This is a genomic window from Hymenobacter fastidiosus, from assembly GCF_039539565.1.
GTDB classification, from domain to species: Bacteria; Bacteroidota; Bacteroidia; order Cytophagales; family Hymenobacteraceae; genus Hymenobacter; species Hymenobacter fastidiosus.
In genome coordinates, this window is the sequence record NZ_BAABDJ010000002.1 from 207,914 (window position 1) to 222,014 (window position 14,101).

General features: G+C 62.7%; 14 protein-coding genes. 7 read left to right on the plus strand and 7 right to left on the minus strand.

Annotated elements, in window-relative coordinates:
- The first annotated feature begins 30 nt into the window (after nucleotides 1-30).
- From ABD833_RS01660 to ABD833_RS01670, 3 genes are all read left to right on the plus strand, one after another.
- Nucleotides 31-1,224 carry an XdhC family protein gene (locus ABD833_RS01660; protein WP_345070541.1) on the plus strand — a complete coding sequence of 398 codons (1,194 nt, stop codon included), beginning with the start codon at nucleotides 31-33 and terminating at the stop codon, nucleotides 1,222-1,224.
- 127 nt (nucleotides 1,225-1,351) lie between these two features.
- On the plus strand, nucleotides 1,352-1,975 hold the full coding sequence (locus ABD833_RS01665) for a nucleotidyltransferase family protein (protein ID WP_345070542.1): 624 nt from the start codon (nucleotides 1,352-1,354) through the stop codon (nucleotides 1,973-1,975).
- 85 nt (nucleotides 1,976-2,060) lie between these two features.
- Complete coding sequence (locus ABD833_RS01670) at nucleotides 2,061-3,473, plus strand: MFS transporter (RefSeq protein WP_345070544.1); 1,413 nt, start codon at nucleotides 2,061-2,063, stop codon at nucleotides 3,471-3,473.
- Nucleotides 3,474-3,703: 230 nt separating this feature from the next.
- Here the strand turns inward: ABD833_RS01670 and ABD833_RS01675 are convergent, their stop codons facing one another.
- The 3 genes from ABD833_RS01675 to ABD833_RS01685 all read right to left on the minus strand — a co-directional run bounded on the left by ABD833_RS01675 (nucleotide 3,704) and on the right by ABD833_RS01685 (nucleotide 6,742).
- The gene (locus ABD833_RS01675; RefSeq protein ID WP_345070545.1) at nucleotides 3,704-5,359 is read right to left on the minus strand and encodes an amidohydrolase; all 1,656 of its coding nucleotides are present in this window, start codon (nucleotides 5,357-5,359) and stop codon (nucleotides 3,704-3,706) included.
- Nucleotides 5,360-5,397: 38 nt separating this feature from the next.
- Nucleotides 5,398-5,829, minus strand: coding sequence for a hypothetical protein (locus ABD833_RS01680; RefSeq protein ID WP_345070546.1), 432 nt, complete (start codon nucleotides 5,827-5,829; stop codon nucleotides 5,398-5,400).
- Nucleotides 5,830-5,968: 139 nt separating this feature from the next.
- A complete protein-coding gene (locus tag ABD833_RS01685) occupies nucleotides 5,969-6,742 on the minus strand; it encodes an AMP nucleosidase (RefSeq protein WP_345070547.1) in 774 nt (257 codons plus the stop codon).
- Between the two features lie 463 nt (nucleotides 6,743-7,205).
- Between ABD833_RS01685 and ABD833_RS01690 the strand changes: the two genes are divergently transcribed.
- The 4 genes from ABD833_RS01690 (at nucleotide 7,206) to ABD833_RS01705 (ending at nucleotide 9,014) form a co-directional block, all read left to right on the plus strand.
- The gene (locus ABD833_RS01690) at nucleotides 7,206-7,664 is read left to right on the plus strand and encodes a type I restriction enzyme HsdR N-terminal domain-containing protein (RefSeq protein ID WP_345070548.1); all 459 of its coding nucleotides are present in this window, start codon (nucleotides 7,206-7,208) and stop codon (nucleotides 7,662-7,664) included.
- A 362-nt stretch (nucleotides 7,665-8,026) separates the two neighbouring features.
- Nucleotides 8,027-8,368 carry a sensor histidine kinase gene (locus tag ABD833_RS01695; protein WP_345070549.1) on the plus strand — a complete coding sequence of 114 codons (342 nt, stop codon included), beginning with the start codon at nucleotides 8,027-8,029 and terminating at the stop codon, nucleotides 8,366-8,368.
- 24 nt (nucleotides 8,369-8,392) lie between these two features.
- A complete protein-coding gene (locus tag ABD833_RS01700) occupies nucleotides 8,393-8,632 on the plus strand; it encodes an ATP-binding protein (RefSeq protein WP_345070551.1) in 240 nt (79 codons plus the stop codon).
- Nucleotides 8,613-9,014, plus strand: a complete 402-nt coding sequence (locus tag ABD833_RS01705; RefSeq protein ID WP_345070552.1) for a response regulator — start codon at nucleotides 8,613-8,615, stop codon at nucleotides 9,012-9,014. The genes ABD833_RS01700 and ABD833_RS01705 overlap by 20 nt, the downstream gene beginning before the upstream one ends.
- A gap of 9 nt (nucleotides 9,015-9,023) precedes the next feature.
- Here the strand turns inward: ABD833_RS01705 and ABD833_RS01710 are convergent, their stop codons facing one another.
- From ABD833_RS01710 to ABD833_RS01725, 4 genes are all read right to left on the minus strand, one after another.
- Nucleotides 9,024-10,925 (minus strand): LTA synthase family protein, encoded by a 1,902-nt coding sequence (locus tag ABD833_RS01710; protein WP_345070553.1) that lies wholly within the window; start codon nucleotides 10,923-10,925, stop codon nucleotides 9,024-9,026.
- A 6-nt stretch (nucleotides 10,926-10,931) separates the two neighbouring features.
- Nucleotides 10,932-11,531, minus strand: a complete 600-nt coding sequence (locus ABD833_RS01715) for an SMI1/KNR4 family protein (RefSeq protein ID WP_345070554.1) — start codon at nucleotides 11,529-11,531, stop codon at nucleotides 10,932-10,934.
- A gap of 183 nt (nucleotides 11,532-11,714) precedes the next feature.
- Nucleotides 11,715-12,845: an alanine dehydrogenase gene (gene ald, locus ABD833_RS01720; protein WP_345070555.1), complete on the minus strand. Its 1,131-nt coding sequence runs from the start codon at nucleotides 12,843-12,845 to the stop codon at nucleotides 11,715-11,717.
- Between the two features lie 435 nt (nucleotides 12,846-13,280).
- Nucleotides 13,281-14,063 (minus strand): DUF1573 domain-containing protein, encoded by a 783-nt coding sequence (locus ABD833_RS01725; protein WP_345070557.1) that lies wholly within the window; start codon nucleotides 14,061-14,063, stop codon nucleotides 13,281-13,283.
- Nucleotides 14,064-14,101 lie beyond the last annotated feature (38 nt).

Genomic DNA, 14,101 nt, shown 5'->3' on the forward strand with positions numbered 1-14,101 from the left:
CGTATTGGCTGGCAGCTACACCTTTTCGTTATGACCGAACTACAGCGTCTCTTAATGGCCTATGATGAGTACCGGGCCGCCGGCCGGGCCTGCGCTTTGGCGTCGGTGGTGGATGTGGCCGGCTCGGCTTACCGTCGGCCCGGGGCCCGGATGCTGGTCACGGATGAGGGGCAGCTGACCGGGGCTATTAGCGGGGGCTGCCTCGAAGGCGACGCCCGCCAGCGGGCCCGGCGCACCATTCAGCAGGGCCGCCCCACCGTCGTCACCTACGACTCTACCGACCCCGACGATGACCTGCAATTCGGGGCCGCGCTGGGTTGCCAGGGCATCGTACAGATCCTGCTCGAACCCCTCGACTTCCGCAACCCCGCTAACCCCGTGGAGCTGCTGCGCCGCTGGGTTGAAGGAGTGGAAGCATCCGCCGTGGTTGCTACCGTATTCAGCACGGCGGGTGCCGGCGGTGGCGTAGCGGTGGGGGAGCGGCTCCTGCTCCTGGCCGACGGCGTGGCGGAGGGCAGCCTGCCGGCCAGCGCGGAACTCTACGAGGCCATTGTTTCTGATGCCCGGGCCGCCTTACGGGCTGGGCAGCCCGCCACCCGGCACTATCCCGCCGGCGCGGGAACCGTGCGGGTGAGCCTGGAAATTCTGCGGCCGCCGGTGCGCCTTACCGTGTATGGCGCCGGCAACGATGTGCCGCCGCTGGTTCGCCTGGCCGCGGGGCTGGGCTGGCGCGTGCAGGTGGTCGATGGTCGGCCTGCCCAGGCTCAGGCCCAGCGCTTTCCCGAAGCCGAAGCCGTGCGGGTAGTGCCCTTGGCGCAGGTGCCGACGGAACCGCAGGACGGCAGCTTCACCCTGCTGATGACCCACAACTACTACTACGACCTGGCCGTGCTAAAGCATCTGCTGGCCGCCCCCGGCCGCTACATCGGGCTGCTGGGGCCGCGCAAGAAGTACGACCGGCTGCTGCAGGATCTGGAAAAGGAAGTGCCCGAAGCGGCTCAGCTCTTGGCTGGGCGGCTGCACAGCCCCATCGGCCTGAACCTGGGGGCCGAGACGCCGGAGGAAATAGCGCTGTCTGTTGTTGCCGAAATCCAGGCCGTCCTCACGGGCCGCCCCGCCGGCTTCCTGCGCGACTCGCCCCACCCGATTCACCCGCCCCAGTGGGCCGATGGCCCGCTGGCCGCGGAAGGCCGGGTCAGCGCCGGCTGCGCCATCGGCGAATAAGTCGGGCGATATTGCTGGCGCGGCGCTTCACCCCGGGCGTATTTCGCGCTGGCCTTCGGTCGGAAGCTTTACCCGGTGGTCCTGAACGCCGGCCGGGCCGACTCCCCAAATTCTGCCTGCTCCGGTTATGCTCCGTACTTCCCTTCTGCTGCTGGCCGCCGGCTCCTCGTCCCGTCTCGGCCAGCCCAAGCAGCTGCTTCGCTACGAAGGGCAAACGCTGCTGCGCCGTGCCGCCGAAACGGCCGTTGCCGCGGCCGCAGGCGGTTTGGTGGTTGTCGTTACCGGGGCCCTGCACGATGAGCTGCTGCCGGAGCTGACCGGGCTACCGCTAACCGTAGTGCGCTGCGCTGAATGGGCGCGGGGTATGGGCGCTTCGCTGAAAGCCGGGCTGGCCGCCCTGGAACAATCGGGGGAGGAACCGGCGGCTGTTACGGTGCTGCTTTGCGACCAGCCCCACGTAACGCCCGCGCTCCTGCGGCAGCTGGGCGCAACCCACACCGCCACCGGCCAGCCCATTGTGGCCTCCGAATACGATGGGGTCCGGGGCGTGCCGGTACTCTTCGCGGCCGAAGCCCTGCCACTGCTGCGGGCGCTGCCCGATGGGGCGGGGGCCGGCCAGCTGCTCAGGCAGCACCCGCAGCTGGTAGCTACGGTAGCTTTTCCGGCCGGCCGCATCGACGTGGACACGCCGGCGCAGTACGCGGCGCTGCTGGCTGAATCGGCCGCCGCTTTACCCCCGAATAAAAGCTGAGCGGTAAGCTGCTGCCCAAACCCGGCAACGGCAACGCCGAATTCCCGTTATCTTGCCCGTCACCACACCGCCACCTCTGCGCTCTATGATAACGTCTGCCTCTACTGCCCCCGCCGCCGCGCCGGATGCCTCTTTCGAGAATATTCCCAAGGACGACAAGCGCATCACCCGCGGCTGGACCTTCTACGACTGGGCCAACTCAGTGTATCCGCTCGTCATCACCAGCTCCATCTTTCCCATTTACTGGGGCGCTATGGTGAAGCAGGTGACGGGCACCGACAGCGGCAAAAGCCCGGTGAATTTCCTGGGCTTTGACGTGCCGGGTTCCTCGCTGCTCACCTATGCCATTTCGGCGGCCTTCCTCTTCATTGCCATCATCAGCCCGTTTCTGACGTCGCTGGCCGACTTCTCGGGGCGCAAGAAGCTGTTTATGCAGATCTTCTGCTACCTGGGGGCCGTATCCTGCGCCGCGCTGTTCTTCTTTACGCCCGATACGCTCACGCTCAGCACCTTCGTATTTATTTCGGCCACCATTGGCTTCTCGGGTTCCATCGTGTTCTACAACTCCTACCTGCCGCTGATTTCCTCGGAGGAGAAGTACGACTCGCTGTCGGCGCGGGGCTTTTCGATGGGCTATATCGGCTCGGTGCTGCTGCTGCTGGTGTGCCTGGGCCTGATTATGGGCCATGAAACGCTCGGCCTGGAAGAAGGCTTCGCCACCCGGCTGGCGTTTCTGCTCACGGGCGTGTGGTGGGCCGGCTTTGCCCAGATTCCCTTCCTGACTCTGCCCGCCGACCCCGGCCGCGCCGCCGGGGCCGCCACTGATTCCGGCTGGCTGCTCAACGGCTTCCACGAGCTGGGTAAGGTGTGGGCCCAGCTCAGGCAGCTGCCCAACCTGAAACGTTTCCTGCTGGCCTACTTCACCTACAATATGGGCGTGCAAACGGTAATGTACGTGGCCACTATCTTCGGCGACGAGGAGCTGAAGCTGGAAAGCTCGGCCCTGATCCTGACCATTCTGCTGCTCCAGATTGTGGGTATTCTGGGCGCTTACCTGTTTTCCAGGCTCTCGGAGCGTATCGGCAACACCCGGGCCCTGAGCTGGGCGGTCTTCATCTGGATGCTGATCTGCGTGGCCGGCTACTACGTGCAGGCCGGCTGGAGCTTCTACGCCCTGGCCGCCGTTATTGGCCTCACCATGGGGGCCGTGCAGAGTTTGTCGCGCAGCACCTATTCCAAGATTATTCCCGAGAATACCCCCAATACGGCCGCTTTCTTCAGCTTCTTCGACGTGACGGAGAAGCTCAGCATCGTGATTGGTACGGCCGTGTTCGGCATCATCGCGCAATGGACGGGCTCGATGCGCAACAGCATTCTGTCGCTCATCGTGTTCTTCATCCTGGGGCTGATCTTCCTGCTCCGCCTGCGCGGCCGCAAGCTACGCGACGATGTGCCGGGTACCAGCCCGGAGCTGGTTGGCAGCGCTGCTCACCAGTAGCAGTAACCTATATACTATATACTGCTGTTACGCAGTGTGTTTCTGGTTGCTGGTTGCTTGTTTCTGGTTGGCCGTTTTTGAGCCGTTTTTTGGGCGCCCATTCAACCAGAACCGAGCAACCAGAAACGAGAAACAACCTGCAACGCCAGTTGCCAAAGTTGCCTGCGTAACAGCAGGAAGTAAGAATGAGCCGTTCAACGCCCCATGAGGAATCGTTGAACGGCTCATTTTTAATTCTTAATTGAAAACACTTTCTCCCCGGCAATCCAGGTCTGCTGCACTTTGGCGCCGCGCAGCCTGGGGGCGGGGGCTTGCAGCAAGTCCGTGTCCAGGATGACGAAGTCGGCGGCCATGCCGGGCTTGATGCGGCCTTTCTGCTTATCCTCGAAGGCGGCGTGGGCAGCCCAGGTGGTCATGCCGCGCAAAGCGTCGGGGCGACTCAGGGCATTGTCCGGCTGGAAGCCGCCGGTAGGGAAGTTCCTGGCATCCTGCCGGGCCACGGCGGAGTGGAAGCCAAAGAGTGGGTTGATGTCTTCTACCGGAAAGTCGGAGCCGATGGCGACCTGGCCGTACTGCTGGCGCAGCTCTTCGTAGGCGTAGGCCGTTTTCAGCCGCGCCGCGCCCAGCCGCTCCCCGGCCCAGTACATGTCGGAGGTGGCGTGGGTGGGCTGCACCGAGGGCACGATGCCGAACTGCCCGAACTTGCCCATGTCGGCGGGGGTAACCACCTGGGCGTGCTCGATGCGCCAGCGCCGGTCCTTCCGGCCCCGCAGCGCCTCGCCGTAGATGTTCAGGATAATGCGGTTGGCCGAGTCGCCGATGGCGTGGGTGTTCATCTGGAACTTGCTGGCCGCAATTTCCCGGGCCAGCGCCCGGTATTCCTTTTCCGTGGACAGCAGAAAGCCGGTTTCCTTGGGTTGATCGGCATACGGCTCCACCAGGCAGGCCCCGCGGGAGCCCAGCGCGCCGTCGGCATACACCTTGAAGGAGTTGATGGTGAGCCGGTCGGTGAATACGGGGCCGTTGCGGAAGTAGAAATCCTTGTTGGCCTTCGTCGGGTTGAGCATGGCGTAGAGGCGCAGCTTGAGCTTGCCCTGCTGTTGCAGCGCGGCCAGCTGGTCGATATTGGGCTTATCCAGCCCGGCATCCGCCAGGCTGGTGAGGCCCACGGCCAGGCACCGCTGCTGGGCCTGCAGCAGGGCGGCCTCGGCTTCGGCAGCCGTCGGCTCCGGGATTTTCGCCGCCACCAGGTCCACCGCATTATCCACCAGCAAACCCGTCAGCCGGCCCTGGCCGTTGCGCGTGATAACGCCGCCGCGGATGGGCGTTTTCAGGGTGATGCCGGCCAGATCCAAGGCGTTCTGGTTGACCAGCGCCGCGTGCCCATCGACCCGGATAATAAAGACCGGCACATCGGGGAAGAGCTTATCCAGCGTGTCCTTGGTGGGAAACTGCTTGATGGCCCAGTCGTTCTGGTCCCAGCCCCGGCCGGTGAGCCAGGCCGCCCGCGGAAACTGCCGGCGCTGCTGTTGGAGCTTCTGCACCACGGCAGCCCAGGACGTAGTGCCGGTCAGGTCGGCGTCGCGCAACCCCAGGGCGTAGCGGTAGAAGTGGCAGTGGGCGTCGTAGAATCCCGGATACACGAACTGGCCCTGGGCATCAACTTCCTGCCTGGCCGTGAACTGCTGCCGCAGCTCCTCGGCCGTGCCTACGGCCACGAACCTGCCGTCGTGCACGGCAAAGGCCGGGGCGGTGGAGAACGTGGAGTCGACGGTGTACACGGTGGCGTTGTACACGAGCAGGTCGGCGGGCTGGCGGGAGGCGCTTTGGCAGCCGAAGAAGCCGAGCAGCCCCAACAGGAGCCAGGAGCGGAGGGGGGAAGTCATGCGCCGAAGGTACGTAACGGTCCCGGCTACGCCATGCTTCAGCCCGGAGTCGAATCCTGCCGCTGGCATTCGCCCAGCCAGGCCACGGCGCTGTGCTCCTCGGTGAACCGCTCGATGCGGTAGGGCCGGCCGTCGGTAATGGACAACGGCGGAATGGCGGCATTAGCCAGCACGCCGGCCAGCTGGTGCGGGGCCATCAGGAACGCCAGGTAAGTGGTGCCGCCCAGGCGGGGCTGGAGCTGGGGATAAAACTCTTCCAGCATCCAGTGCACGTCGGCCGCGTCCACGCTGGAGCGGCGCCGGATATCGAGCAGCCAGTACCGGCACTGCCGCTCATCGGCCAGATCGAGCACGGCCGCGTAGCCCCGGTGCAGCTCGAAGGGCATCACCGACCGCATCCAGCGGCCTACGAGCATAGTGGACTCGTTGCGGTAGGCGAGGTCAAGGTAAACGGGGGTGGCGGTGCTCATAAGGTCGGCTCGGAAGCTCAATAATAGCAGGACTTCCCCAATGTCGGGCTTTGCTTCAGGCTAAATGGAAAACAAAACGGCTCCGGCTGCCACCAGGGTGGTGGCGGCCGGAGCCGTAAGCAGAACGGTAGTGCGGGCGTTATTCGAAGCGCATGTGCTTCACCGATTCGCCCGAGGTCTGCAGCTCAATCAGCGAGTCAATGCCGATCTGCAGGTGGGAGGTCACGAAATCGGTGGTTACCTTTTTGTCGCTCTCGGAGGTTTTCACCCCTTCCGGCGTCATCGGGTTGTCGCTCACCAGCAGCAGGGCGCCGTGGGGAATTTCGTTGACGAAGCCCACGGTGAAGATGGTGGCCGTTTCCATGTCCACGGCCATGGCCCGGATCTGGCGCAGGTAGTCCTTGAAGTTTTCGTCGTGCTCCCACACCCGGCGGTTGGTGGTGTACACCGTGCCGGTCCAGTAGTCCTTTTCGTGCTTCTTGATCATGGACGACACGGCCCGCTGGAGACGGAACGACGGCAGGGCCGGAATTTCCGGAGGCAGGTAGTCATCCGACGTCCCCTCGCCCCGGATGGCGGCGATGGGCAGGATCAGGTCGCCGAGCTTGGTTTTGTTTTTCAGGCCCCCGCATTTCCCCAGAAACAGGGCCGCTTTGGGCTTAACGGCGCTGAGCAGGTCCATTACCGTCGCGGCCATGGGCGAGCCCATGCCGAAGTTGATGATGGTGATGTTGTTGGCCGTGGCCGTTTGCATGGGCTTGTCAATACCCCGGATTTCCACGCCGAACTGCTCGGCGAACATGGTCACGTAGTTGATGAAGTTGGTGAGCAGAATATACTGCCCGAACTCGCCCAGGGGCACGCCGGTGTAGCGCGGGAGCCAGTTCTCGACGATGTCAGCTTTTGATTTCATATGGGGTCTTGGTTGGTTGGGGTCTTAGTTGGTTAGGGTCTTGGGGTCTTGGTTTGTTGGGGTCTTGGTTTGTTGGGGGCTGTCGTTCTGAGCAGAGCGGACAATCCAATAGGACTTACGCAAAACCCTCCTGGTGCCATTTCACGCAGTGTTTCGCAGTGTTAAACCGCAGGGTTTCGCAGTGTTTAACGTCCTCGCACTGCGAAACACTGCGGTTTAACACTGCGAAACACTGCGTGAAAGTATTTTGCGTAAGTCCTATCCAAATAAGGTGCAAACTGGTCGTTATTCTACGTGTCGTTCAACGGGCATCAGGTTCTTGGCAACCAGCGGCCAGCTTCAGAATGACAGACCGGAAAAACCAAGCCCCCAAGATCCCAAATAAAAAAACCGTCGGACCAAAGGGTACGACGGTGCCGGAGAAAAGCGGTAGCTGAGGCTCCGGGCTGTACCTTTGGAGGTGATGCAAGAGTTGAACCTGCCGCCTTTCGCCTACAAACTTACACAATCGGGCCCAAACCCGCAGATCTGGGATATCCTGCGGCGCAAATATATTGTGCTGACCCCCGAAGAGTGGGTGCGCCAGCACATCGTGCACTACCTGATTGACCATCTGGGCTATCCGAAGGGCCTGCTGAGCCTGGAGCGGGCCCACGCCTACAACCAGCGCCGGAAGCGCACCGACCTCTGCGCCTTCGGCCCCGACGGCAAAACCCTGCTGCTGGTGGAGTGCAAAGCGCCCTCAGTACCCATCACGGCGGCCACGGCCCACCAGGCGGCTACTTACAACCAGACCATCGGGGCCCCGCTGCTGCTGCTCACCAACGGTCTGCAGCACTACTGCTGGCGGGTCGATTTCGAGCTGCGCACCAATGAGCGGCTGGCCGAAATTCCGCCCTACGCGGGGACGCGGGCGGAATGATAGGCAGGGGGGGCTGGGATGCTGCGGCTGGTCGCGCCAATTTGCTTTCTTCAGCCCGGCCAGCTTGCCCGGTGCCACGTGGTGGTGCTGGCCGCCTACCAGCACCACCCAACCTACTAAACCGATCAATGGGAGGCCTAGGCGGCCATTTTGCCGAAAGCTGCGCACCACCCCAGCGCCAAAGGCAGCGGACAAACCAGCCTTGTGGAAGCCATCAACTGTTCCCTACGCCAGCGCTGCGGGGTACTGGTGCGCAAATCCTGTTCCTTTAGCCAGTGCCTGACCATGCATCACCGGCGCATTCAATGGTGCATGGACGCGCATAATCGCCGATTCACCACAACTTAGACCACCGCCCGCGGGTGGATAGGACGGCCGCCGTATTCGACGACTCGCTCCGCAACCTGAGCACTAGCCTCCAGCGGCTGGGCGGCGTGCTGACGGACGTCAACGATATTCTCTCTATCCGCGACCAGCCGGGCTGCTACCGCCCCGAGCCGGTAGCCGTAGCCGAGGTGTGCGACCAGGAGCTGGTGACGATGCACGAGCTGCTGCAGGCGTGCGGGGCGGAGCTGACCTGTCAGATACCGACGATGCTGCGGGTGCCGGGCCGCCGCGCTTATTTTCACAGCATTTTCCACAACCTGGTTTCCAACGCCATCCGGTACCGCGCCGACGCCCGTCCGCTGCGCATCACCCTCTAGGCTACCGCCGCGCCCGGGCGGCCCGTGACCATCGTGGTGCGCGACAACGGCGCGGGCTTCGACCAGCCGCAGGCAGACGACACGGTATTCCAGCTTTACCGGCGCTTCCACGCCGATAAAACGGGGCGCGGCATTGGTCTGTTTCTGGTCAGGGCCCACGTCGAATCAAGGGGTGGCAAGATTACCGTGCGCAGCCAGGTAGGCCAGGGAACCGAATTTACGCTCTGCTTTAAGGCCTATGCGAATGAAAATATACCTCATTGACGACGATGACCTCGGCATTTATCTGACCGAGCAACTGTTGCGGGTCCAGAGGTTTTCAAATTCTATCAGCACGTTTCAGTTGGCCCGGCAGGCGTTGGATACTTTGGTCAGAGACACGGCCGGGGACGCGCCGCAGGGGGTGTTTCTGGATCTGAACAGGCCGGGAATGAATGGCTGGCAGTTTCTGGACGCGCTGGCTCCCTACGAAGCCGAACTCCTCGGGCGCTGCCACATCTACATCCTCACTTCCTCCCTGGCCCTATCCGACCTGGCGAAATCCCGGGAGTACGAGCTGGTGGCGGGCCCGATTCACAAGCCTATCGACAGGGAGGAAATACGCGCCATTCATGCCCGGCTCAAACCAGACGACGCCCCGGCTTAAGCGCGGCCGCTACCGGTAGAGCTTGTTGTCGAGCAGCCCATCGGTATAAAACTGGGTTGCGGCCTTCAGCTCCTGGCCGTATTGCCGTTGCTTCTCCGGGTCCGGCCGGGCCAGGGCTTCGGCAGGAATAAAGTGAGTCTGGTAGGGGTAGAGCCGAACCTGGTCGTCGGTGGTCAGCTCGGTCACGAAGTCGCGGTGTACCAGAAACAGGGAGCTGCCACTCAGAAAAAAGGCCCGGCCGGTGTTGGTGGAGTCGAAGACGGAATAGCCGAAGGGCAGCAGCTGCTTGTCGGCCGGCACGTTCAGCAAATCAACTACCGTGGCCGGCACGTCGGCCTGCTGGGTGATGCGGTGCTCGTCGGCGGCGGGCAGGGGGCGGCCGGGGTGGAAAAGCAAAAGCGGCGTTTTGTAGCTGCCGAGCGTGTTCTGGTACCCGGGCCGGTCGGTCTGCGAGGTGTGGTCGGCCAGCAGAACAAACAGCGTATGCTGATACCAGGGCTGGCGGGCAGCGGTCCGGAAAAACTGCCGCAGGGCGAAATCAGTGTAGCCGATGACGCCGTGGATGGGCAGCGTGCCGACCGGGAAGCGGCCTTTGTATCGGGCCGGTACCTCGAAGGGCTCGTGGGAGGTGAGGGTGAAAACCGTGGCAAAGAAGGGCTCCTGCTGCCTGGTCAGCTCCCGGGCGAAGTACTGCAGGTAGGGCTCGTCGGCTATGCCCCAGTGGCCATCAAAGTCCGGGCTTTTCGCGCCGCCGGGGTACTCGTTCAGCCCGTAGTACTGCTGGATGCCGGCAATGCCGCTGAAGGTGTTGAAGCCCATGGTGCCGTTCTGCGCCCCGTGAAACAGCGACGTGGCGTAGCCCTGCCGGCCCAGCAGCTCGCCCAGGCCGTGCAGCTCGTCGGTCTGGAAGTTGGAGGTGATAAACGGGCTTTCCAGCAACGAGGGCAACCCCGCCAGCACGGCCGGCAGCGCTTCAATGGACCGGCGGCCGTTGGCGTAGTGCTCCCGAAAAAAACGTCCCTGCGTGGCCAGGGAGTCGAAAAAGGGCGTGTAGCCCCGGCCCCCGTTTTCGATACCGGTATACTCCGAGGCAAAGCCTTCAACCAGCAAGATCACTACGTTGTCGCGGGGAGCCCCGGGCCGGGGGGCGGGCGGGTGGGCGGCCAGCGCCTGCCGCACGGCGGCCGGTGAGCGGAAAAACTCCCGCCGCTCCAGCGCCTGGTAGCCGAGGCCTTTGAGAAAAGTGAAGGTGCTGTTCAGCGCCACGTGGCCCAGCACGGGCGGCGTCTGCATGAAGGCGTGGCCCGTGCGCAGGGGCTTCAGCTGCAGCCCACCCCGGATGCCCAGCACCGTGAGGCCCGCCACCAGCATTACCTCCAGCAGTGGCTGACCCAATCGTCGCCAGGCGCGGGCAGCGGGCGGCTGCCGGAGGTTAGCAGGGGCGGGCATGGGGTAGAAATACCCCAGCAGCAGCAGCAGCCCCAGAAACGGCAGGAACAGAAACCAGTACTGCCCAACCAGCTGCCCGGCCTGCCGCCCAATGTCGCCGGTGATGGTGAAGAGCTCGTTGCTGGTACGCCGGCCAATGAATTTGAAATACTGCGTGTCAATCAGGTTGAGCGCCAGGCCCAGGGAGTTGAGCAGCAGAAACAAAGCCCGCAGCAGCTTCTGCCAGGCCGGCCCGGCCGCCGGAATCAGCGAGAACAGCAGGAAAGGCACGTTCAGCAGCAGGATAGCCGATACATCGAACCGCAGGCCATGGCCGAAAGCCAGCAGCACCTGGCCGGGCGCAGCCTCCCGAAACGTGGCGTAGTTGGCCAGGTAGAAGCCCAGGCGCAGCAGCCCGTACACGACCAGCAGCAGGGCCAGCCGGCGCAGGAGCAGCCGCAGCAGGGGAGAAGGGAAGGGCACCAACGGCTAGGCTTTCGGGGCAAACTGCAGACGCTGCCCATCGGGCAGGTCTTTAATCTGGGCGTAGAAGGCGGCCAGATACGCCAGTCGTTCCAGCCCCGGCAGCGGTTTCAGGGTGGGCTCCTGCGTAGCCGACTGAATGCAGACGGGCGGGTATACGCTCAGCAGCTGACCAGGCGCCAGCACGCCGCCCTGGTGCTGGAAGGTGCGCAGCGGCTCCATGCCCAGCGCATCGAGCGGAAACTTCTCGATGCCGAAGAGGAAGTGCTTGAAGTCCACTTCGAGGTCGGCTACTTCGCCGGTTTCGGTATCGAGGAAAAGCACGGCGTCGCCGCGCAGCAAAAACTGATTGCCCACGCAATCCTGGGCAAACGGAATGTCGGTCGGCTGCACGCGGCGGTAGAGCTTCCAGAAGGCCTGCTCCCCGTTCCAGGCCGCTCCCAGGTTGTGCCAGGCCGGGGTCTGGCAGCAGCCCCGGATGTGCAGACCGCCAAAGTAAGCCACCACACCGTTTTGGGCCCGCAGAAAATCCTGCAGGTAAGCCGGCAGCAGAGCGAAAGTCTGGGCATCCGCAACCGGACGGCCCTGAAAAATAATCCCCTTCAAATCAGGTAAGAATTAAGAATTAAAAATTGAGAATTGTCTTTCTGGTGTTGGAAGACAACTCCTTTGGCGGGTGGGTTGCTGAAGTCTGACCCCGGACCGGGGTAGAATCAAAGTAAAAATTGAGCGTCCCGACGGCTTCACGGCCATCAGAACGCTCAATTCTTAATTCTTGATTCTCAATTTTTAATTGACCGCTACGGCCTCCAGTACGGTGTTTACATCTACCATCGGCAGGTTCCAGGCATCGGCGACGCCCTGGTACACCACTTCGCCGTGGACCACGTTCAGCCCGAGGCGCAGAGCCGGATCCTGCTGACAGGCTTTCTGCCAGCCCAGGTTCGCCAGCTTCACGGCGTAGGGCAGCGTGGCGTTGGTCAGGGCCAGGGTGCTGGTGTAGGGAACCGCGCCCGGCATGTTGGCCACGCAGTAATGCACGATGTCGTCGATGATGAAGGTCGGGTCTTCGTGGGTGGTGGGCTTGCAGGTTTCGATGCAGCCGCCCTGGTCCACGGCCACGTCGACCAGCACGGTGCCGGGGCGCATGGTCTTGAGCATGTCGCGGGTGATGAGGTGGGGAGCCTTGGCGCCCGGAATCAGCACCGCGCCGATGATGAGGTCGGCGGTTTTGACGGCCGCGCGGATATTGTACTCGTTCGAGTACTGCGTCACCACGTTCTTGGGCATGAAGTCGTCGAGCTCGCGCAGGCGGTTCAGGTTGATGTCCATCACGGTCACCAGCGCGCCCAGACCGGCGGCAATTTTAGCGGCCTGCGTGCCCACGATGCCGGCGCCCAGCACCAGCACTTCGGCCGGCTTCACGCCGGGTACGCCGCCGAGCAGAATGCCGCGGCCTTTCAGGGGTTTCTCCAGGTACTTCGCGCCTTCCTGCGGGGCCATGCGGCCGGCCACTTCGCTCATCGGAATGAGCAGGGGCAGGGCGCGGGTAGGCAATTCCACGGTTTCGTAGGCCAGGCATACGGCCTTACGCTCGATCATGGCGTGGGTCAGCTCTTCGCCGCTGGCGAAGTGGAAGTAGGTGAACAGCAGCTGGCCTTCCTTGATGAGCGGATATTCCGACGCAATGGGCTCCTTCACCTTCACGATCATTTCCGCCTTGGCGTACACTTCCTCGATGGTCGCCAGTACGGTAGCGCCGGCCTGCTCGTATTCGGCGTCCTGGAAACCGCTGCCCAACCCGGCAGTGCTTTGCACGAACAGCTCGTGGCCATGCTTGCGCAGTTCAGCTACTCCGGCAGGCGTCAGGCCCACGCGGTTTTCGTTATTCTTGATTTCTTTCGGTACGCCGATCAGCATGGCAGAAACTAAAGGATGTGAAGGGTGGGATGGACAAGGGGGAAAACGGCCGCAAAGATAAGCAATGTCGCCGGCTTAACGAGTGCGGGATTTGGGCGTCTCAGGATTCCGGGGATTAGGTAAATCGTTTGTCATCCTGAAGGGAGCGAAGCGGAATGAAGGACCTTCCTCTTCGTCACTACCAAACTCCTTTCAATGCATAACGCCCTTTCCCGCGCTGGCCGGAAAAGGGCGTTGCTCATGTAATGGGGCCGACTGGGTAGCGGAGGAAGGTCCTTCGCAAGCGGACGACAGATGGAGGATGACAACGATTTATCTAGAGCAGTTTCCGCGGTAATGAATAAAATTAAAAGCCTGATCAACAAGTTTTTAATTCTTCATTTTTAATTCATTTGAAAACTGTACACCAGCTTGAAAACCGCTGTAATCACCAGCTCACTTGAACGGGACGGCCACGCCGTTTTCCTTCATCATGCTTGTCCCGTTCAGGTCGCGCACTACGCTGGCTTTCAGCGTCAGCCGGGTATCGCCGGTCATGTCGTTGGAGGAGATGGTCACCACATCCGACATCTGCCCGATCTGGCGCTGGCCGTAGATCAGCTCCACAACTCCGCTCTGGCCGGGCCTGATGGGGGCCGGGGTATTCTTGTAGCCCACGCAGTTGCAGGTCGAGCTGATCTGGCTGAGGATCAGGTCCTGCTTGCCGGTGTTCTTCACCGTGAAGCGCGCCGAGGGCTGCTGGCCGGCTTCCATCTTGCCGAAGTCGTGGGTGGTACGATCCAGGGTGAGGCGGGGCGACTGGGCCAGCTGGGCGGGCGTGAGCGTGGCTTTCACCTGCTGCTTGTCGAGCACGTTGCCCTTGATGCTGAGCACCGTGCTGGGCGTGGAAGCATTGCTGGTCACGGTAACGGTTTTGTTGAATACGCCGGGTCGGCCGACGCTGCTGTATACGGCTTTCACCATGCCGTATTTGCCCGGCATCACGGGCGTCTTGGTCCAGTCGGGCGTGGTGCAGCCGCAGCTGGCCTGCACGTTGGCAATGATGATGGGCTGGGTGCCGGTATTTTTGAACCTGAACTCGTGGGTGGCCATTGTGCCTTCGGCTACGTTGCCAAAGTCGTGAAGTTCTTTGTCAAACTTCAGCACGCCCTGGGCCTGGGCCCCGAGGTGGATCAGCAACAGCCCGAGGCTCAGCAGCAAAGAGGAGAAAGTTTTCATAAGGGTCAGCTGACGGTAGGTTGACGCAAGGCGGAGCC